This window comes from Pseudomonas sp. 4CAES_32.4 (genome assembly GCF_058136335.1).
In genome coordinates, this window is sequence record NZ_CM176882.1 from 2,793,314 (window position 1) to 2,813,183 (window position 19,870).

Sequence of the window (19,870 nt, forward strand, 5' to 3'; positions counted from 1 at the left end):
TGTGGGAGCTGGCTTGCCAGCGATGAGGTCGGCACATCCAACTTCACAGTTGACTGACACACCGCTATCGCTGGCAAGCCAGCTCCCACAGGGGTTCTCCACTGGGTTCAGAAAATAATTGAAAGTGCTGGAAGCCATCAAACAACAAAGATCGACAGGGAGTCATCGATGTCATTCACCGAACCCGCAGGACGACAGGGCAGCTCCGATTACCGCTGGTCTCAGGACAAAAGTGAACCCTGGCTGGCGCAAGCCGCGACGATTGAGGCCGACGTCGCGCAATACTTCCTGGTCAGCGCCCGTTGCGGCTGCTTCATGCAAGCGGCGCGCAGCCTTAACGTGCGTTCGACCCTGCTGCGCAAACAGTTGGCGCAGCTTGAACACGACCTGCAGCATTCGCTGTTCAGCTTTCAGGGCAGCGCCTTGAGCCTGACCCGCGAAGGCCAGCAATTGCAGGCCAGACTGGTCGCGCTGGCGAATGAACGCAAACTGCCGGTGGTCGAGCAGCCGCTGATTCGCCTGGCCGTCGCCGAATCGATCCTGCACGACATCCTCGGTCGCGACTTGATCGCATTGCTGCGCCGTAATGCCAGCGTGCGCCTGGAGATCATCGCACTCGACAGTGAATTGTCACTGCGCGCCGTCAGTGCCCATGTCGTCCTGTGGCTGGCCCACAGCGACACACCGCATCCCGGCCCGACGTTTGCCGTTTCCCCGCCGCAACGACTGGCCTCTCTGGATTACCTGCCGCACATCGCCAAACGCTATTCGCGCGTCACCGCACGTCCGGACAGCGCCGATGACCTCGCCGATTTCATGCTCGTGCAATGGCAGCACGACCGGCAGATCGACAGCTTTCGCCCGTGGAACGAACTGGTCGAACAGCGCCTGGCTGGCGTGGTGCAGATGCAATCCTATGAGTTGATGCTGGAGATGATCCGCTGCAGCGCCTGCATCGGTTTGCTGCCGGCGTACATGAGTCGCTTCGACCGTGGCCTGATCGCGCTGCCAGGGCTGTTCGAGGAGCCGATGCAATTGCAGGCGTGGCTGGCGGTGAATGCCGAGTCGCAAGGGATCGCCGAGGTGCAGACTCTCATAGAACTCATCCACCACACCTTCAGTGAACGCCAGGAATGGTTTGAGTGACTGACACACCGCGATCGCTGGCAAGCCAGCTCCCACAGGTTTTGTGTGATGTCAGTGATCTCGGAGCCACCGCTAATCCCCTGTGGGAGCTAGCCCTGCTAGCGATGGCGGCGTCATGTTCAATATCATTGTCGGCTGACACACCGCTATCGCCAGCAGGGCTGGCTCCCACATTTTTGATCCTCGCCAGACAGAGGTTCAGCGGTTTAGAGTGATCGGCCACACATCGATCCAGGAAGGATCAACCATGCCTGAGCACAACCCCGCCATTCACCTCGAACGCTTCAACGAATCCCACGTCGAGGGCATCACTGCGCTCTACAACGACCCGGCCGTGGCGCGGCAGGTGTTGCAGATGCCGTTTCAGTCCGCTGAAGTCTGGCGCCAACGGCTGCTGGCGGACAACGAGCGCGCGGTGAAACTGGTGGCGCTGCATCAAGGTGTGGTGATCGGCAATCTCGGGCTTGAGGCCCATTCGCGGGTACGCCGCGCTCACGCTGGCAGTTTCGGCATGGCGGTTGCAATTGCGTGGCAGGGCAAAGGTGTCGGCTCGACCCTGTTGGCCGCCGCCCTCGACGTCGCCGACAACTGGATGAACCTGCACCGCGTCGAGCTTACGGTGTACGCCGACAACGAAGCGGCCATCGGTCTCTACCGCAAATTCGGTTTCGAGACCGAAGGCCTGTTACGCGATTACGCGGTGCGCGACGGGCAATGGGTCGACACCCTGAGCATGGCCCGTCTGCGCAGCCGCGCCACCGTCTGACTCAGTCGTTCAAGGCGAACGCCACCGCCGACTGCGCATGCAGTTCGGTGGTGTCGAGCAGGGGCAGGGCGCTGTGTTCGGGTTTGATCAACATGCCGATTTCCGTGCAGCCGAGGATGATCGCCTGCGCGCCACGGGCGGTCAGGGATTCGATCACCCGTTGATAGATTTGTCGCGACTGCTCGCTGATTACGCCGACGCAGAGTTCGTCGTAGATGATCCGGTGCACGTCCTTGCGTTCGGCCTCATCCGGCACCAAAACCGTCAAACCCTGAGCGATCAGGCGTTGCTTGAGAAAGTCCTGTTCCATGGTGAACGCGGTGCCAAGCAGGCCGACTGTCTGCGCGTCGATCTCCAGCGCTGCCTGGGCTGCCGGTTCGGCGATGTGCAAAAACGGAATACTGATCGCCGCCTGAATCTGCCCGGCAACCTTGTGCATGGTGTTGGTACACAGCACCACGCATTCGGCCCCACCGGCCTCGAGCTTGCGTGCGGCATCCACCAGAATCGCCGCGGCATCGTCCCAGCGCCCGGCGTGCTGGGCCTGTTCGACCGGCCCGAAGTCGACGCTGTGCATCAGCAGTTGTGCAGAACGCAATGGACCAAGGCGGTCGCGGACCTGTTGATTGATGAGTCGATAGTATTCGGCGCTGGACTCCCAGCTCATGCCGCCAATAAGGCCGATGGTGCGCATTGGATTTCCTCGGGCAAATGACCTGTGTCGAGAATTCAGGTTTGTCCGGAGTTTCCTTCGGTTTTCGGCGCGATACCAGCAGCAACTGACTGTACCGCTGATCTTTCGCGCAAGTGTCATGGTGTTTCTGACCGTACAGAGAAGCTCCGATCTGCCACTATGGTGTTTCGCAGGATCCTTTCCGAGGCACACCGCAATGAGCGACGTTCAACAACTGGGCGAGATGCTTCGTCACTATGCCGAAAGCGAAGCGCACAAGAAGCAGGTTTTCGAAACGCAGTCGCAAATTTGGGCGACACGGATCACCGGGTTGTTCGCGGATATTCAGCAATGGCTGGAGCCAGTGCAGGCGCCCAATCTGCTGGAAGTCAGCCGCGAAACTTACGTCGCATTCGGGCCGAGCACTCCGGTTGAGACATCGACCTTCAAGACCGAAAAACTGAGCATTGTCATTGCCGGCAAACCGGTGGAGTTTGTGCCGGATGTGATGGGCAGCGCGGGACAGATCTCGCTGGCGGTGATGGGGCTGACGGCGGCGCGCTATGGCAGCATTTCTCTGGTGGGCCTGCCGGACGGCGCGTGGCAGTGGCGCAAGACCAATGGCCTGAAGGACCCGGATACGTTTGCCTTCGACGCGAATTTCCTGGCCCAGCAACTGCAAAGTCTGATCCCCCGCGACCGCGCCTAGATCGCCAGGATTTTCGCAATGATCGTTCCCACGCTCCGCGTGGGAATACCTCTACGGACGCTCCGCGTTCGGCTTTTGGGACGCAGAGCGTCCCGGGCTGCATTCCCACGCAGAGCGTGGGAACGATCAAAAGATCGCAGCCTTCGGCAGCTCCTACAGGGGCCGGGATTTACATATCGAGGTTGATCCAACCCGGTTTTGGCGCTTCCGGCGCCACGGCTTTCACGGTTTTACCCGTGGCCAGTTCCACCCGCCGCGCCACTTCCGGATCATCGGCAAACGGCACCATGCTGGCCTCATCCAGACTGTCCGCCGTTTCCCGCCGCAAGCAGTACTCCACCGCCAGCCACAGAAACACCACGCCCAGCGCATCGAAGAAAATTTCCATCATCACCGGCTCCCTGCTTCAGGCGATCTGCGCTTCACGGTGGGCCAGCGCGACGTCGGCGACCCGCACCGTGCGCCACACGTTGTAAGCCATCAACAGCATCCCCGTGAGGAAGAACACCCCGCCGGCAAAGCGCACGATAAACCCTGGATGACTGGCCTGCAGCGCTTCGACAAACGAGTAGGTCAGCGTGCCGTCCTCGTTGATGGCCCGCCACATCAGGCCTTGAGTGATGCCGTTGACCCACATCGAGGCGATGTACAACACCGTGCCGATGGTCGCCAGCCAGAAGTGCAAATTGATCAGCGGCGTGCTGTACATCTGCTCGCGGCCAAACACTTTCGGCACCATGTGATACGTCGCGCCGAAGGTGATCATTGCCACCCAGCCCAACGCTCCGGCGTGCACGTGGCCGATGGTCCAGTCGGTGTAGTGGGAGAGGGCGTTGACGGTCTTGATCGCCATCATCGGCCCTTCGAACGTCGACATGCCGTAGAACGCCAGCGACAGCACGAGGAAGCGCAAAATCGGATCGGTGCGCAACTTATGCCAGGCGCCGGACAAGGTCATCATGCCGTTGATCATCCCGCCCCAGCTCGGCGCCAACAGAATCAGCGACATCGCCATGCCCAGCGACTGCGCCCAGTCCGGCAGCGCGGTGTAGTGCAAATGGTGCGGGCCAGCCCAGATGTACAGGGTGATCAGCGCCCAGAAGTGCACGATCGACAACCGATACGAATACACCGGGCGATTGACCTGTTTCGGCACGAAGTAATACATCATCCCGAGAAAACCCGTGGTCAGAAAAAACCCGACCGCGTTGTGTCCGTACCACCATTGCACCATCGCATCGGTGGCGCCGGAATACAGCGGATAGGACTTGAACCAGCCCACCGGAATCGACAAGTGATTGACCACGTGCAGCAGGGCAATCACCAGAATAAACGCACCGAAAAACCAGTTGCCGACGTAGATATGCTTGGTCTTACGCTGTACCACGGTGGTAAAAAAAACAATGGCGTAGGCGACCCAAACGACGGCCATCCACACCGCGCCGGTGAACTCGATCTCGGCGTATTCCTTGGTGGTGGTGTAACCCAGCGGCAGGCTGACCAGCATGATCACAATCACCGACTGCCAGCCCCAGAAGGTGAACGCGGCGAGGGTGTCGGAATACAGCCGCACCTGGCAGGTGCGCTGCACCGCGTAGTAACTGGCGGCAAATTGCGCACTCCCGGCGAAACCGAAAATCACCAGGCTGGTGTGCAGCGGTCGCAGTCGGCCGAAGGTGGTCCACGGCAGGTCGAGGTTCATGTCCGGCCACACCAGTTGCGAGGCGATGAAAACGCCCATCGCCATGCCCACCACACCCCAGAAAATCGTCGCGATGACGAATTGGCGGACGACCTGGTAGTTGTAAGCCTGTCCGATTGTTGCTGTGCTCATGGTCAGTTCATCCACGGTTGCAAAGTCTTGCCAGGCCACCCGGTCTGGCATGAGCTGCACTGTAGGAACCGCGCCAGAAACAAAACAGGCTCAGGAATTGTTGATTTGTGCGGATCAGATGGGAGTGCTGACTGCGGCGTGCTGCCGCGTGCTGATATGGTTTTTATCGCTTCAGGTGAATCCGTTGCGTGCTGCGCTGTAGCGCCATAGTGCGGTCAAAAACTGTAGGAGTGAGCCTGCAGAAAAGCAGCGGTAACAAGGGAAACCCTTACAAGCCTGCCCAAACGGGGATTTTCCCTTGGGTCGATGGTGGCCTTTTGGTAGAGTCGCCCTCGCCAGCGGGTTTTCGGCTGGACGATGGAACCGAAGAAGGGAGTCTGATCAGTGAGTCCGGGCAAAAAAATTCTCGGTCTCACAGCGTTGCTGCTGATGGTGACGCTGTGGGCCAGTTACTTTTATATATTCAAAGAGAACAATGGCGGCCAGCTCGGCGGTGTCGGCGAAAGTACCGCGTGGTGCGGCACGCCGCCGACCAACGAAGCGGCGTTGCTGGGCAAGGATCAACTGACCTTGCGCGTCACTAACAACCTGCGCGGCGAGTTCATGCTCAGCGGTTCGCTGGTGGTCTCCGAGCGCACTTTCAACCGCTACGACCTGGCCCGCAACGAACTGCGCCTGCGCCTGGAACCGTTGCAGTGGTCTTACGGCGTCACGCCGATTTTCCTTGAGCAGGTCAAGGTGCAGCCCCTGAGCCGCAATCTCTCCGCGACCAACAAAAGTGCTTACGCTGAACTTGAACCGCGTCCGATCGGCGTGCAGGGCCAGGTCACCGAATTCCCTTTCGACACTTATCGCTACGGCTACAAACCGGTGCTGTATTACCTCAAGGGCAGCGAGCGCATCGACCTGCGCTTCAAGAACATCACCACGTTGATGGAGATGTCCAACACCTTCACGCCTATCCAGAAATACAACCGCGTCGACTACATCAACGAGAAGACCTCGATGATTCGCGACGAGGATTTCAAGGCGTACGGGCCGCACGAATGCGCGTTCAGTGTCGAGCGCAAGGGCTCGTTCAAAGCGGTCGTGCTGATGCTCCTGCTGGTGCTTTGCCTGCCGCTGCTGTTGGTGTTCTACCGCAACGAACCGGGGATCGACTTCCTCGCCACACTGGTCGGCGCCGCGATCGTGCGGGTGCTGCTGATCGGACCGGTGCAGGACTTCCAGCTGTACAACATCGACTTCCTGTTGGGCGCGGCGATTCTGCTGGTGGGCACGGTGTCGCTGATCAAAGCGATGCACATCAACAGCCGACGCGAGATGGCGTTGCGCAGTGGTGAGACGTCGTCCTGGTAAGGTTGAAAACCAGAGCACTGCTCCCACACTGGATTTTGTGACCCTGCAAAACCCTGTGGGACACCCCCAATCCCAGCAACACCACAAATCCCTGTGGGAGCTGGCCCTGCTAGCGATTAGGCCGGCACAGCCAGCATCTTCACTAACTGACCCACCGCCATCGCCAGCAGGGCTGGCTCCCACAGGTCTTGTGGCATGCCGGCAATTCTGGACACACCGCAAATCCCTGTGGGAGCTGGCTTGCCAGCGATTGGGCCAGCACAGCCAGCATTTTCATAGCTGATCCACCGCCATCGCCAGCAGGGCTGGCTCCCACACTTTTGTGGAATGCCATCAATCTCAGTCACCCCACAAATCCCTGTGGGAGCTGGCTTGCCAGCGATTGGGCCAGCACAGCCAACATCTTCATCAACTGACCCGCCGCCATCGCCAGCAGGGCTGGCTCCCACAGGTTTTGTGGCATGCCGGCAATTCTGGACACACCCCAAATCCCTGTGGGAGCTAGCCCTGCTAGCGATTGGGCCGGCACTGCCAGCATTTTCATAGCTGATCCACCGCCATCGCCAGCAGGGCTGGCTCCCACAGGTTTTGTGGCATGCCGGCAATTCAGAACACACCACAAATCCCTGTGGGAGCTAGCCCTGCTAGCGATTGGGCCGGCACTGCCAGCATCTTCACTAACTGACCCACCGCCATCGCCAGCAGGGCTGGCTCCCACAGGTTTTGTGGCATGCCGGCAATTCTGGACACACCACAAATCCCTGTGGGAGCTGGCTTGCCAGCGATTGGGCCAGCACAGCCAGCATCTTCACTAACTGACCCACCGCCATCGCCAGCAGGGCTGGCTCCCACAGGTTTTGTGGCATGTCGGCAATTCAGGACACACCACAAATCCCTGTGGGAGCTGGCTTGCCAGCGATTGGGCCAGCACAGCCAGCATTTTCATAGCTGATCCACCGCCATCGCCAGCAGGGCTGGCTCCCACACTTTTGTGGAATGCCATCAATCTCAGTCACCCCGAAACCCCCTGTGGGAGCTAGCCCTGCTAGCGATTAGGCCGGTACGGCCAGCATTTTCATAGCTGATTCACCGCCATCGCCAGCAGGGCTGGCTCCCACAGGTTTTGTGGCATGCCGGCAATTCAGGACACACCACAAATCCCTGTGGGAGCTGGCTTGCCAGCGATTGGGCCGGCACAGCCAACATCTTCATCAACTGACCCACCGCCATCGCCAGCAGGGCTGGCTCCCACAGGTTTAGTGGCATGCCGGCAATTCAGGACACACCACAAATCCCTGTGGGAGCTAGCCCTGCTAGCGATTAGGCCAGCACAGCCAGCATCTTCACCGCCTGACCCACCGCCATCGCCAGCAGGGCTGGCTCCCACAGGGGATCGGTGCTGGCCTCTCAGTTTATTTGAGTGCCGGATCCCCCATATTCATCTTCTTCCAGCCCTGCAACAGCACCTGCGCTTTAGGCTCTTGCCCGCTGTCGAGATACCACTGGATCAGCGACAGCCGCGCATTGCGGTTCGCCGGTTGTACCTTGAGCAAACCTTCGAGAATGGCGCAGGCTTCATCAACCTTGCCATTGCCATGCAACGCCACGGCCAGCACATAGCCGTACTGCGCGTTCTGCGGTTCCAGTTGCGCGGCTTTTTTCAGCGGCGCCATGGCCTCCGCAGTCTTGCCGGCGCGGATCAGCGACAGTCCGCGCGTGTGCTGCAATAGCGCGGCATCCGGGTGTTCCTTGAGGCTGTCGTCGAGCAACTGCTGCGCTTCCTGCCCGCGACCATTGGCTTCCAGCCACTGCACCAACGTCACCAGTGCCGGGTAGAAGTCCGGGTCACGTTTCAGCGCTGAACGCAGCAAGCCCTCAACTTCGCCGCTGCGACCACTGGCCTGATAGAGCATCGCCAGATTCAGATTGGCCTCGGCGCGCTCCAGCAGACTTTTCTGCACGTCTTCGTACTCGGCAATCGCCGCGTCCCAGTTGGCTTGCGCCGCGCCAAGTCCGTTATTGCGCGCGACGCTGAGCACATCCCGCGCCGCGACGATGCGCACGGCTTTCACCGGGTCACCCAGCAGCGGCGCCAACAACGGCGCACGCTCTGGTGGCGGCAGGAACGCGCTGATCGCCCGCACGGCGCTTTCGCGAACCTGGGGGGATGGATTTTTCAGATCCTGAGTTGCCAGTTTCAATGCCTGTTCGCTTGGATAAAGCGGCAGTTCTGCAAGCAACGTCGCCCGTTGGATCGCCGGCAGGTTGCTGCGCTGCAACTGCGCATACAACGCATCCGCAGCGCCGGGCTGGCCGTTGCGGATCAGCCACAGGCTTTCGTCATAACGTGGCGCTTGCGGCGCGGTGGAAGCGCTCCACAACTTGAACTGCGCGGTGACCTTGTCGCCGGCTTTGCCCTGGTGGCAAGTGAGGCAGGCATCCGGTGTGCCGAGCTTCTGCGCGCGTTCCGGGTTGGGAATGCTGAAACTGTGGTCATGGCGGAAGTCGTTGACCATGTAGAACTTGCCGGGCATGTGGCAATCCACGCACTGCGAGCCAGGCTGGCCCATGGTGTGGCGGGTGTGTTCGATGGAATCGTAGTTCTTCGCTTGCAGGCCTTTGCCGTCAACGCCTTCGACCGAAGTCTTGCCGGCGGTGTTGTGGCATTGCAGGCACACCGCGTTGCCCGGTGCTTTCAGTTCGCTACTGTGCGGGTTGTGGCAGTTGCTGCAGCGCACGCCCTTGTCGAACATTTTGCTTTGCAGGAACGAGCCGTGTTCGAACACCTCATCCTTGATCTTGCCGTCCAGCGCGTACAGTTCGCGGGTGAGGGTGCTCGGCAGGTAATCGTCCATCAAGCGCTTGCCGACGGTATAGCCGTCGCCCAACGGCGCACGGCGCGCGTGGCAGCGAGCGCAGGTTTCGATCTCGACAGTGGCGTTCTTGTCCTTGAGATCGACATCGAAACCCAGGTGAATCAGATCGCCTTTTTTCTGCGTCCATTCCAGGTGATTGGACGCCGGACCATGGCAGGCCTGACAGCCGACACCGAGGCTGTTCCAGTGACTGTTGAAGGTGTTGCTCGCCGCGTCGAAATTACGCTTGAAACCAGTGGTATGGCACTCGACGCACATGAAGTTGGCGTTCTGGCTCGGCTTGCTCCAGTGCAGCGGGTTCTTGAAGTTGACGCCCTGGCCGGGGTAGAGGTGGAACCAGCGATGTTTCTCGGTATCCCACGCCACGCCGAGCGCCTGCAAGCGACCCTCACCGACTTCGATCAGATACTGCTGCAGCGGCGCGATGCCGAAGGTGTAGGCGACTTTGAAATCAGCATTCTTGCCGTCGATGCCGGGGGTATTCACCCAGAATTCATCGCCCTTGCGCGAGAACCGCGTGGTTTCGTTTTCCGCTTTGAAGGTGATGTTATTGAAGTCGCCAAGCATGGTCTCGGCGTTGGCCGGTTGCATCGCCAATTGGTGATGCGAGCCTTGCCAGTCCTTGACCTGTTCGGTGTGACAGCCCTGGCATTGTTGTTCATCGACCATGGATGCCGGTTTCAGCGCGACCGGTTGTGGCTTGGCCGCTGCGGATGCAGGTGCAGGTGCAGGTGCAGGTGCAGGTGCAGAAGCGGCGGGGACGGTGCTCGGCGCGGTGGTCGGCGCAGGGGTGAACAGAAACCAGCCGATCCCGGCAACGGCGGCCAGCAGCACGCCGATGGTGATCGGGAACAGGTATTTCGAAAATGAAGGTTGCGACGAATCAGGGTCAGGTTGTACTGCTTTATTTTTATGCTTGGGCATTACGACTTCCGTGGTCCAGGTGCATTTGCCGTCTGGCGTGCGTGCAAGCTCGATGCAGCTTTGCCGGATGGCCGGCGTCTGTCAAATGACGGTTGTGATCTGTCGCTCAGGCTTACGTGAATTTTGTAATTTGCAATCGCAAACGCTGAGGTTTTAGCTATACCTGTAGCTCCCGTTCCAAAAAAGTTTTCGGCCTTCCTGACAGGAGTTACAGCATGAAGCTAGCAGTAATGATGGGCACGCTGTGTTTTGCGACCCTCGCCGTAGTGGGTTGCTCCAGCAAAACCGTCGACCCGAAAGAGTACTCGGGCTTCCTCAAAGACTACAGCCAACTGAAGGAGGCCAAATCACCGTCCGGTGCCGAGGTGATGCGCTGGATGGACCCGAAACTCGACATCAATAAATTCAGCAGCGTGTATGTCGAACCGAGCCAGCTCTATCCGAAACCACAACCGACCGCAAAAATTTCCCAGCAAACCCTCAATGGCATCACCAGCTACTACGACCAGGCACTCAAGCGTGAGCTGAGCAAATCGTTGCCACTGGCCTCAGGGCCTGGGCCTGGCGTGATCGTGGTGCGTCCGGCGATCACAGCCGTGAGCAGCAAGACCGAAGGCCTGCACGCCTATGAAGTGATCCCGATTGCACTGGTGGCTGCGGCAGTCAGCACCGCCAGTGGTATCCGCGATCAGGAGACCACGCTGGCCACCGAAGCGGTGTTCATGGATGGCGCCAACAACCATGTGGTGGCTCAGGTTGTGCGCAAAGGCACTGGCAAACCGCTGGAAAACGACACTCAGGCCTTGAAGGCCGATGATGTCAAAGCCGTGATCGATGGCTGGGCGACGGACATGCACCAGATGTACCTGAAGCTGAAGTCCGAATCCAAATAATGCACCGGGGCTAATAGCCCCATCGCCAGCAGGGCTGGCTCCCACAGGGGATTTGTGGCGTTCACATGTTCCCTGTGAGAGGCCAGTCCGAATCCAGATAATGCACCGGGGCTGATAGCCCCATCGCCAGCAGGGCTGGCTCCCACAGGGGATTTGTTGCGTTCACATTTTCCCTGTGAGAGGCCAGTCAGAATCCAAATAATGCACCGGGGCTAGTAGCCCCATCGCCAGCAGGGCTGGCTCCCACAGGGGATTTTGCGAACACTGCAAAACCCTGTGGGAGCTAGCCCTGCTAGCGATAGCGGTGTATCAGGCGCTGAATCATTTGCCGGTAAACCAACGGAAATACGGATTCGCACCATCCCACTGCATCACCTCGCGCATATCCCGTCCCCACGCATCCCGATCACCGTCGTAGGCATGCAGGCTCGCCCGATAAAACTGCATCAAGCGCTGGCGATGGGTTTCCATGCGCTCGGTGAACCCGGCATCGGCATTGACCAATGACGGTGGCTGATACAGATCGAGCAACGCTGGCAGCACCCGAGTGATTTCCTTGCTGCGCACCCAGGGCGCGTATTCGATGCGTGGCTGATCGTCGGTCACCGCCGGGGCGTCGGCGGCGAAGCGTTCAAGACCTGCGCGATCGGTCACCCAAGTGGCGAGCAGGGCAGCAGCGGAGCCGATGCCGACATCCTGCAAGGTGCTGCGCACGCTGTCCTGCTGAAACCGCTCGGTGATTTTCGCGGCATCCAGTTGCATCGGCTGCATCGACCCGACCAGCAACATCTCGTGGAACTCACTGGTCCACAACGACGCGTACGGGAACACATCGAGGAAGCTGCGCACCAGCGAGCGCGAGTCGTCGATGTTCTGCGTCGGCAGTGGCAGCCACTGCGCGACGATGCCTTGTTGCTCCAGACGGCTGGCGGCCAGTTGGTAGAAGTCCCGGGAATACAGATTGACCACGCCAGCAGCAGACGGCGGTGGCGGCTCGAGGGTGATCAAATCGTAGGTTTGCGCACTGCGCAGCAGTTCCTGACGGCCATCGCGTAGACGTACATCGACGCCGGGGTCGCTGGCCGCGTTGAAGTTTCCTTTGAACAGCGGCGCAGCCTTGACCACTGACGGCAGCAGTTCGGCCACCACGCGATGTTCCAGCCCCGGATAACGCAGCATCGCGCCGGCGGTGATGCCGGTGCCGAAACCGATCACCAGCGTCGAGCGCGGTTCGCCGTTGTGGATCAGCAGCGGCAGCAACGCCTGGATGCGCATGTAGCGCAGTGACGGCATCGCGTCGCCCGTATTTGAGACGCCCTGAATGTACAAACGGTGGAAAATGTTTTCGCCACGACCTTGCGCGACCACCGCGACGGTGCCGCCACGACCTTCTTCATAAAACGAAAGAGTGCCGTTGCGCGCGCCGGGCAACAGGCTGGCGAGCTTGTCGACCGGTGTAAACACGGCCAAGGCCACTGACACCAGACCCAGCGCGACCACCGCCTGACGCCGGCCTTTCTTGACATGGTGTCCTTTGCGCACGGCGAAATAGCCGATGCCAGCAGCGATGAGCGCCAGCAGACCCAAAGTGCGCACCAATCCCAGTAGCGGAATCAACAGGAAACCGCACAGCATCACGCCGACAATCCCGCCCAGCGTATTGAAGGCGACCACGGCGCCGACATCGCGCCCGACACGCTCCTGACCGACGCTCAAACGCAGCGCCAGAGGAAACGCCGCGCCGAGCAGTAAGGTCGGCACAAACACGATGCTCAGCGCCGCCACGGCAAAGCGTGCGCTCATGCCGGCCAGATCACTGGCGCCCAAGCTCAGCAGCCACATTTCGGCCTGGGTTTGGGCGAGGATCAACCAGCGCCCGAGCACGGCGATCTCCAGCAACGCGATCAGCCCGGCGCCGGCAATCAGCAAACCGAACACACCCCACGGATCGCGAATCCGTTCAACGCGGCGGGCGAGCAGGGCGCTACCGATAAACAGCCCGGTGAGGTAGGTCGCCAGCACCACGGCAAACGCATAGGTACGGGTGCTCATGAACTGCACGATCGATTGCGACCAGACCACTTCGTAGCCGAGGGCGACGCCGCCGGCGATGGCGTACAACCAGAGCGCGGTGCGATCCGGGGCTGTTTCGCTGTGATGTTCGACGGTGATTGTCACAGGCGCCGGCTGTTGCCGGGCAAACCATAACGCGCCGACGGCGGCCAACAGATTGAGCATCGCCGCAAACAACGCACTGCCGCGCACGCCGAGCGTGGCGATCAACACAAACGCCGCCAACAGGGTGCCAACAATCGCGCCCAAAGTGTTCGCCGCATACAACTGACCGCCGGCCTTGCCGGGATCAGTCGCCAGCGAACGCACCAGCACCGGCAGTGTGCCGCCCATCAGTACGGCGGGGATGCCGACCAAAGCGAACGGCAGCAGCCAGGCGAAGATCCCGACGTGTCCTTGCAGCCAGGCAAACGGACTGGCCGCCACGCTCATGGCAACCGTTGCGCCGACGCCGAGAAGTGCTACCAACACTTCCAGTCCGGCGTAGAGCAGAACCGGTTGCTGCAAGCGATCTGCCCAGCGCCCGAACAGCCAGCCACCGATGGCCAGCCCGGCGAAAAATGCGCTGATGCCGGTGGTGATCGCGTAGACCTCGACGCCGACCACCAGCGACAGCTGTTTGATCCACAGCACTTGATACACCAATGCGGCAGCACCAGAGATGCACAGCAACAGAGCGGGAATGAGCAGGGCTGCAGAGGTGGATTGCGGAACGGGTATGGCCGAGGGCTTGCTGGCGATACGTGAGGACATTGCGGACGCCTTAGTTCAAAAGTCATTGTGACTGTGCGGGCCTCATCGCTAGCAGGGCTAGCTCCCACAGGGAACGGGTATACGCCACAAATCCCCTGTGGGAGCCAGCCCTGCTGGCGATTGGGGCCGACACGGTCCCAAGTCAACAATAAGTCCACCCGCCGGTGACGGCGGGCGGCAGTCTTGCGGTGTTACTCTGCAGCTTTCATTTTTTCTGCAATTTTGGCGTCTACCGCAGCACGGATCTGGTCAATGCTGAAGCTGGCCGGTTTCTGGCTAGGTGGGTAATCGACGAAAGTCTGCAGGAATGCGGCGGACTTCATCACGGCGACCTCTGTCAGGTAAACGTTCTTCGTCGTCCAGTCAGAGTACTGGTCGGAAACGACGTCCGCACGTTCATACGGATCCATGCGCAGGTTGAAAATTTTCGGTACGCGCAGGCATACGAACGGTTCGCTCCAGACTTTGAAGCCGCCCGGTTCACGCTGTTCGCAGAAGACCGCTTTCCAGTTGTCGTAACGCATCGACACCAGCACGCCATCGTCGTTGAAATAGTAAAACTCTTTGCGTTCACCCTTTGGTTGCTGACCGGTCAGGTACGGCAGTTGGTTGTACCCGTCCAGATGCACCTTATAGTTGGCGCCGCCGGACGCCGGTGCCCAACCTTTGAGCAACTTGTCTTTCACACCCGCATCACCGGCAGCGGCGAGTAGCGTCGGGAACCAGTCCAGACCGGAGAACATCTCGTTGGAGACCTCGCCCGGTTTGATCTTGCCTGGCCAGCGCACCATTGCCGGAACCCGGAACGCACCTTCCCAGTTCGAGTTTTTCTCGTTACGGAAAGGTGTAGTTGCGGCGTCCGGCCAGGAGAACTGGTTCGGACCGTTATCGGTGGTGTAGACGACGATCGTGTTGTCGGTGATTTTCAGGTCATCGAGGGTTTTCAGCAGTTTGCCGACGTCGCCGTCGTGTTCAATCATGCCGTCGGCGTACTCGTTGCCGGCCATCCCGCTCTGGCCTTTCATCGAATCACGCACATGGGTGAACAAGTGCATGCGCGTGGTGTTCATCCACACGAAGAACGGCTTGTCCGCCTTGGCCTGCTTCTCGATAAAGGCTTGGGCTGCAGCGGTGGTTTCGTCGTCAATGGTTTCCATGCGCTTGGTGGTCAGGGCGCCGGTGTCTTCGATCTTGCCATCGGCAAAACTGTGAATCACGCCGCGCGGCGTAAAGGCCTTGGTGAACTCGGGGTTGTCCTTGGGCCAGTTCTCGCGTTCCGGCTCTTCTTCGGCGTTAAGGTGGTACAGGTTGCCGAAAAACTCGTCGAAACCGTGGTTGGTCGGCAGATATTCGTCGCGGTCACCGAGGTGGTTTTTGCCGAACTGGCCGGTGGCGTAACCTTGCGATTTCAACGCTTGAGCAATGGTGATGTCACGTTTTTGCAGGCCGACAGTTGCGCCCGGCAGGCCCACTTTCGAAAGGCCCGTACGCAGCGGCGTCTGGCCGGTGATGAACGAGGATCGTCCAGCCGTGCAACTGTTCTCCGCATAGTAATCGGTGAACATCATGCCTTCTTTGGCGATGCGGTCGATGTTCGGGGTCTTGTATCCAACCACGCCCATGGAATAGGCGCTGATGTTGGTCTGGCCGATGTCATCGCCGAAGATCACCAGAATGTTGGGTTTTTCAGCCGCTGTGGCAGTTGCCGACAGCGCCATCACCGAGGTTGCCACCAGGGCGAATTTCGGTAGCCACTTGCGTATGCGAGTCATCTGACTTGCTCCTTTTCGCGGGGGTCGTTTATTGCGACTAACGTTTATTGCCGTCCTGCATCACGCTTTTCTTATTGCACCTGCTCGGTGACCGCTGGCTCGAACGGGTAGATCCGGCGCCATTCGCTCGCCATATCGACCACGGTCCAGCCACGGGAATTTGCTTCGTCGAGCGCCTTGTCGAGCCGCCCGATATCGGATTTGCGGTCATAGGCCCACTCGCGCTTGGCGTCGGTGTGATGCACCAGACCCATCAGGCGTTTGCCGGAACCTGCCGCCGTCCACTGCAGCATCTGCAGGTCGCCGTCGGAGTTGCCGAAGGCGAGGATCGGCCGGCGGCCAATCACCGCATCGATGCTCTCCGGCTTGCCGGGGCCGTCGTCGTTGTGCGCCAGTTTCGGCGTGCGCACGATCGAGGCCTTGCCGTCCTTGTATTGGAATGAAGTGATGAACGTAGTGCCGATCACCTGTTCCGGTGGAATGCCGTAAACCTTCTCGGCAAAGGCGCGCATGAACCCGGTGTCGCCGCCGGACACGATGTAGGTCTTGAAGTCCTGTTTGCGCAGGTAATCGAGCATTTCCAGCATCGGCTGGAAGATCATCTCGGTGTACGGCTTGCCGGTTTTCGGATGGCGCGCCTGACTGAGCCAGGTCTTGGCGTAGTCATCGAAAGCTTCGGTGGTCATGCCGGTGTGGGTCGCGCCGACGATTTTCAACAAGCCGTCCATGCCCGACGCCGCGAGGGCCTTGTGGTCGTTTTCCAGCACCGCTTTGAACGGCTGGGTGGTTTTCCATTCGGGGTGCTGCGCCGCCGTCCGTTTGACCTCGTCCAGCGCAAACAGCAACTCGAAATACATCGGCTGCTCGCTCCACAGCGTGCCGTCGTTATCGAACACGGCGATGCGCTCGGCCGGTTTGACGAAATCCTTGCTGGTCTGGTCGGTGACGGCCTGGACGAATTCAATGATGCTTTTCTTCGCCGGTCCGTCATTCCACGACGGTAGCGGCTCGCTGGCCTGCGCAAGCAGGGGCAATGCCAGGCTGAACAGCAGGGCGAGTCCGAAACGTTGGCGGTACAGCATCGGGTTCGTCATGGGAAATCCTTCTCGTGAACGGGATTGAGCGGGCGCAGGGCTGACGCCGGTTTTACCTGCTGCTGTTGGACCTGACTGTGAAGCGTAGTCAAGGATTCGCGCAGTTGAACGAGTGTTTGCTCGGCGGTTGGCTGGCGACCGTAAAGCCCGCGTAACAGCCCCTGCAGACGCGGCCCGGCGTCTACCAGTTTCAGGCCCAGCCGACTGCGGCGTAGCCAGAGATACAGCGCCGTCAGTTGCGCAGGTTTGGCTTGCAGTTCGGCGTTGATATTTCGCCAGGCGTAGTCGGGTGATTGCTGCCAGGCCAGTTGCCGCGCGTGTTCGCGCGCCTGCCAGCGTTGCCAGCCACGGGTGAGGGCCGGGCGGCTCAGATAACCGACGCCGATCAGCGCCACCAGCAGACTCACCCACACCAGCCAGCGCGTGGACAAATACAGACGACTCTGGCCGAGCTGTTTCAGGTCTTCGCTGATCGAGAACACCGGTTTATAAGCGCTGTTGGCCACTGCTTCGAACGTTACGGCGGGCACCTGCGTGGTGCGGGTCTGTTTTGCAGCAGAATCCCACCACTTCACCGCGATCGCCGGCAGGGTGTAGGCGTCGGCCTTGTCGATGCGATAGCTGACACTGTCAATGCGCTGACCGCCGAGAATGTCGCCGCGACCGTCATCGAGGCTGGTGACTTGCGGGGTTTTCACATAACGGCTCAGGCCGGCGACATCGTCCAGCGCTGGAACGGGCAGGGCCATCGCCAATGCACCGTTGGCTAGCAGGTTCAGTTGACGGGTGATGCTGTCACCGACTTTCAGCGGGGTGGCCGAATTGACGATGCTTTGCGTGAAGCGCAGGCCTGTGGCGACCAGTGGCGTTTCTCCGGGTTTGAACCCCGGTGGCTGGGCGGCGCTGAACTGCACCGGTTGGCTCTGCGCGCTGATCTCGGTGCTGGACTGGCCGGGCGTGGCGCGCACAGTCAGCGCTGGAATGTTGAAGCTGCGCGCGACATTCGGGGTGATCAGGTAGCTGTAGCGCAAGCCGTTAAAGGATTGCCCATCAATGGTCTGGTTGAGGTGCTGGGCCTGACCGTTCGGTGGCATGACCTGAGCGCCGTCGAGTTTCAGCTCGGGCAGGGTGGCGGCACTGGTGAACCAGGTGTCGGTGAGGACGTCGAGTTGCAGTTCGACCAGACCGCCGACCATCGCGCCTTCGGCGGGTTGCAGGTGGGCCTGGATTATGAGTTGGGGTTCGGCGGCGAAGGTATTGAGGCTGAGCAGGCTGGTCAGCAACACAATGCTGATTTTTGTGCTGACTGCTCGGGCCCCATCGCTGGCAAGCCAGCTCCCACAGGGGAGATGCGGTGAACGGAGATCCACTGTGGGAGCTGGCTTGCCAGCGATGGCGGCAGCAGGGTTTCGATGAATCATGGCTTGGCCCCAACCTGATCCTGCAAGCTGAACTTCTGCTTGAGAAATTTCGCCGGCGATGTCGTCAGATTCTGCAACCACAGCGCATCGGACGCGGCCTGCTCGGACTCGACTTTCTTGCTCTGGCCCTTGCCCGGCGCCTTGTCGAATTTCACTTCGTCCGGTTTGGTTTCCGGTGCGTTCTTTTCCGCGCTTTCTGTGTCTTTCAACAGAGCCTGGGCCAGCGCCAGATTGGCGGTCGCCTCGGGAAATTGCGGTTGCAGTTTCAGGGCTTGGGTGTAAGCGGCAATCGCCTGATCGAACTTGAAGCGACGCACGTAAATATTGCCCAGATAGAAATACGCCTGTGGTGTGTCCAGACGCGCAAAGGTCGCCAGGGCGAGGTCGTAATCTGCCGCGTGATAGGCCGCGACCCCTTTCCAGTAGGGGTCGACAAACAGCGCGGCGGCCTGCGGCCAGTGTTCGTGCTCAAAGGCCCAGCGACCTTGCTGGTCTCGGGTGAAAAACGCGTCGGTCAAGGCATTGGCCTGCGCCGGTGCCGATGGCCAGCCAAGGCCGGCGGCCAACAGCAGCGCCGGCATCCAATTGACGCTCCAGCCCTTGCGCACGCTGAACAGCGCCAGCAATAGCAGCGGCCAGCACAGCCAGTAACCGGCGTCCTTCCAGTGCAGTTCACGTTGTTCGGCGCTGGCACTCTGAAAATGCTGCTGGGCGTGCAGGTCGATCCAGTCCAGATCATCGTCGTTGAGGGTCAGGCTGCCGAGCGGCGCGTCGGTTGCCGAAGCCAGTTGCTTGAGCGCCGCTTGATCAAAACTGCCGACGATCGGCCGCCCGTTACTGTCGATTTTCGGTTGGCCGCTAGCGCTTTGAACAATCCCGCCGTCCTCGCTGCCCACCGCCAGTACCAAGACTTGCAACTGACTGCCGCTGAGGCGTTTGTCGAGGCTGTCGAGTTGCGCGGTCTCGGCGCCATCAGTGATCAGCAGCAGGCTGCCCGGCGTTTTCTCGGCACTGAGCAAGCGTTTGGCTTGATCGATGACCGCGCCGACATCCTTACCCGGTTTGTCGATCAGGCCGGTGCCCAACGCTTGAATGAAGGTGTCGAGCAGCGCGGGGTCATCGGTCGGCGGCAGCACCAGGTGCGCGCTGCCGGCGTAAGCGATCAACGCGGTGCGTGCGCCAGCCCGCCGCTGAATCAGGTCGTGCAGCTTGTGTTTGGCGGCTTCCAGACGCGTCGGCTGGACATCGCTGGCGTCCATCGATGGCGACAGATCCACGGCGACGATCAACGGTGCGCGGTTTTCGAGGAAGTCCGGTCGATCCTGTTCCCAGGTTGGCCCGGCCGCAGCCACCGCGCCGAGAATCAACAAGGCGCAAAGCAGATGCACTGGCCGCAGCCGTTGATGATCCTGCGGGGTGACTAGCAGGTGTGGCAGCAGATGCTCGGCGATGTTGCCGCGCAGGCTTCGCTGAAGGTCGCGACTGCGCCGCCAGATCAGCGGCAGCAACGCGCCGAAAAGCGCCAGCAGCAGCCACAGTGGACGCAGGAAGTGGAAGTCGCTGAGGTTGATGTCCAT

The 19,870-nt window shown here is 60.4% G+C and carries 15 protein-coding genes; 5 read left to right on the top strand and 10 right to left on the bottom strand.

The genetic code is table 11. From position 1 onward, the window contains the following. The first annotated feature begins 168 nt into the window (after positions 1–168). Together AC3Y64_RS12595 and AC3Y64_RS12600 are read left to right on the top strand one after the other, a co-directional pair. Entirely contained in the window at positions 169–1,146 is a 978-nt protein-coding gene (locus AC3Y64_RS12595; protein WP_489987705.1) for a LysR family transcriptional regulator, read from the top strand. Between the two features lie 247 nt (positions 1,147–1,393). After that, positions 1,394–1,912, top strand: a complete 519-nt coding sequence (locus AC3Y64_RS12600; protein WP_489987706.1) for a GNAT family N-acetyltransferase — start codon at positions 1,394–1,396, stop codon at positions 1,910–1,912. 1 nt (position 1,913) lies between these two features. Here the strand turns inward: AC3Y64_RS12600 and AC3Y64_RS12605 are convergent, their stop codons facing one another. Continuing rightward, positions 1,914–2,606 carry an aspartate/glutamate racemase family protein gene (locus tag AC3Y64_RS12605; RefSeq protein ID WP_489987707.1) on the bottom strand — a complete coding sequence of 231 codons (693 nt, stop codon included), beginning with the start codon at positions 2,604–2,606 and terminating at the stop codon, positions 1,914–1,916. Positions 2,607–2,802: 196 nt separating this feature from the next. Here AC3Y64_RS12605 and AC3Y64_RS12610 point away from each other — a divergent pair, with 196 nt between their 5' ends. Beyond that, positions 2,803–3,294 (top strand): hypothetical protein, encoded by a 492-nt coding sequence (locus tag AC3Y64_RS12610; protein ID WP_489987708.1) that lies wholly within the window; start codon positions 2,803–2,805, stop codon positions 3,292–3,294. 169 nt (positions 3,295–3,463) lie between these two features. On the opposite strand, the gene AC3Y64_RS12615 is transcribed toward AC3Y64_RS12610, so the two are convergent. Together AC3Y64_RS12615 and ccoN are read right to left on the bottom strand one after the other, a co-directional pair. After that, on the bottom strand, positions 3,464–3,682 hold the full coding sequence (locus AC3Y64_RS12615; RefSeq protein WP_489987956.1) for a cbb3-type cytochrome c oxidase subunit 3: 219 nt from the start codon (positions 3,680–3,682) through the stop codon (positions 3,464–3,466). An 18-nt stretch (positions 3,683–3,700) separates the two neighbouring features. Beyond that, on the bottom strand, positions 3,701–5,128 hold the full coding sequence (gene ccoN / locus AC3Y64_RS12620) for a cytochrome-c oxidase, cbb3-type subunit I (RefSeq protein ID WP_489987709.1): 1,428 nt from the start codon (positions 5,126–5,128) through the stop codon (positions 3,701–3,703). A 384-nt stretch (positions 5,129–5,512) separates the two neighbouring features. On the opposite strand from ccoN, the gene AC3Y64_RS12625 reads away from it, so the two are divergent. Then, on the top strand, positions 5,513–6,487 hold the full coding sequence (locus AC3Y64_RS12625; protein ID WP_489987710.1) for a hypothetical protein: 975 nt from the start codon (positions 5,513–5,515) through the stop codon (positions 6,485–6,487). A gap of 343 nt (positions 6,488–6,830) precedes the next feature. Here AC3Y64_RS12625 and AC3Y64_RS12630 read toward each other — a convergent pair whose 3' ends face one another. Further along, positions 6,831–6,968, bottom strand: coding sequence for a hypothetical protein (locus AC3Y64_RS12630; protein WP_489987711.1), 138 nt, complete (start codon positions 6,966–6,968; stop codon positions 6,831–6,833). Positions 6,969–7,899: 931 nt separating this feature from the next. Then, complete coding sequence (locus AC3Y64_RS12635) at positions 7,900–10,287, bottom strand: tetratricopeptide repeat protein (protein ID WP_489987712.1); 2,388 nt, start codon at positions 10,285–10,287, stop codon at positions 7,900–7,902. A gap of 215 nt (positions 10,288–10,502) precedes the next feature. Between AC3Y64_RS12635 and AC3Y64_RS12640 the strand changes: the two genes are divergently transcribed. Then, a complete protein-coding gene (locus AC3Y64_RS12640) occupies positions 10,503–11,180 on the top strand; it encodes a DUF3313 domain-containing protein (protein WP_158957467.1) in 678 nt (225 codons plus the stop codon). A gap of 321 nt (positions 11,181–11,501) precedes the next feature. On the opposite strand, the gene AC3Y64_RS12645 is transcribed toward AC3Y64_RS12640, so the two are convergent. From AC3Y64_RS12645 to AC3Y64_RS12665, 5 genes are all read right to left on the bottom strand, one after another. Then, positions 11,502–14,006, bottom strand: a complete 2,505-nt coding sequence (locus AC3Y64_RS12645) for a fused MFS/spermidine synthase (protein ID WP_489987713.1) — start codon at positions 14,004–14,006, stop codon at positions 11,502–11,504. 191 nt (positions 14,007–14,197) lie between these two features. Beyond that, the gene (locus tag AC3Y64_RS12650; RefSeq protein ID WP_489987714.1) at positions 14,198–15,778 is read right to left on the bottom strand and encodes an arylsulfatase; all 1,581 of its coding nucleotides are present in this window, start codon (positions 15,776–15,778) and stop codon (positions 14,198–14,200) included. Positions 15,779–15,849: 71 nt separating this feature from the next. Next, on the bottom strand, positions 15,850–16,872 hold the full coding sequence (locus AC3Y64_RS12655; protein WP_489987715.1) for an HAD family hydrolase: 1,023 nt from the start codon (positions 16,870–16,872) through the stop codon (positions 15,850–15,852). Then, the gene (locus AC3Y64_RS12660) at positions 16,869–18,293 is read right to left on the bottom strand and encodes a BatD family protein (protein WP_489987716.1); all 1,425 of its coding nucleotides are present in this window, start codon (positions 18,291–18,293) and stop codon (positions 16,869–16,871) included. Before AC3Y64_RS12660 ends, AC3Y64_RS12655 begins: the two co-directional genes overlap by 4 nt. After that, entirely contained in the window at positions 18,290–19,870 is a 1,581-nt protein-coding gene (locus tag AC3Y64_RS12665) for a VWA domain-containing protein (protein ID WP_489987717.1), read from the bottom strand. The genes AC3Y64_RS12660 and AC3Y64_RS12665 overlap by 4 nt, the downstream gene beginning before the upstream one ends.

Excerpts from the sequence above, each read along its gene's own strand:
- AC3Y64_RS12595 (WP_489987705.1), top strand. The coding sequence starts at position 169 with ATGTCATTCACCGAACCCGCAGGACGACAGGGCAGCTCCGATTACCGC.
- AC3Y64_RS12600 (WP_489987706.1), top strand. The coding sequence starts at position 1,394 with ATGCCTGAGCACAACCCCGCCATTCACCTCGAACGCTTCAACGAATCC.
- AC3Y64_RS12605 (WP_489987707.1), bottom strand. The coding sequence starts at position 2,606 with ATGCGCACCATCGGCCTTATTGGCGGCATGAGCTGGGAGTCCAGCGCC.
- AC3Y64_RS12610 (WP_489987708.1), top strand. The coding sequence starts at position 2,803 with ATGAGCGACGTTCAACAACTGGGCGAGATGCTTCGTCACTATGCCGAA.
- AC3Y64_RS12615 (WP_489987956.1), bottom strand. The coding sequence starts at position 3,682 with ATGGAAATTTTCTTCGATGCGCTGGGCGTGGTGTTTCTGTGGCTGGCG.
- ccoN (WP_489987709.1), bottom strand. The coding sequence starts at position 5,128 with ATGAGCACAGCAACAATCGGACAGGCTTACAACTACCAGGTCGTCCGC.
- AC3Y64_RS12635 (WP_489987712.1), bottom strand. The coding sequence starts at position 10,287 with ATGCCCAAGCATAAAAATAAAGCAGTACAACCTGACCCTGATTCGTCG.
- AC3Y64_RS12640 (WP_158957467.1), top strand. The coding sequence starts at position 10,503 with ATGAAGCTAGCAGTAATGATGGGCACGCTGTGTTTTGCGACCCTCGCC.
- AC3Y64_RS12645 (WP_489987713.1), bottom strand. The coding sequence starts at position 14,006 with ATGTCCTCACGTATCGCCAGCAAGCCCTCGGCCATACCCGTTCCGCAA.
- AC3Y64_RS12650 (WP_489987714.1), bottom strand. The coding sequence starts at position 15,778 with ATGACTCGCATACGCAAGTGGCTACCGAAATTCGCCCTGGTGGCAACC.
- AC3Y64_RS12655 (WP_489987715.1), bottom strand. The coding sequence starts at position 16,872 with ATGACGAACCCGATGCTGTACCGCCAACGTTTCGGACTCGCCCTGCTG.
- AC3Y64_RS12660 (WP_489987716.1), bottom strand. The coding sequence starts at position 18,293 with ATGATTCATCGAAACCCTGCTGCCGCCATCGCTGGCAAGCCAGCTCCC.
- AC3Y64_RS12665 (WP_489987717.1), bottom strand. The coding sequence starts at position 19,870 with ATGGACATCAACCTCAGCGACTTCCACTTCCTGCGTCCACTGTGGCTG.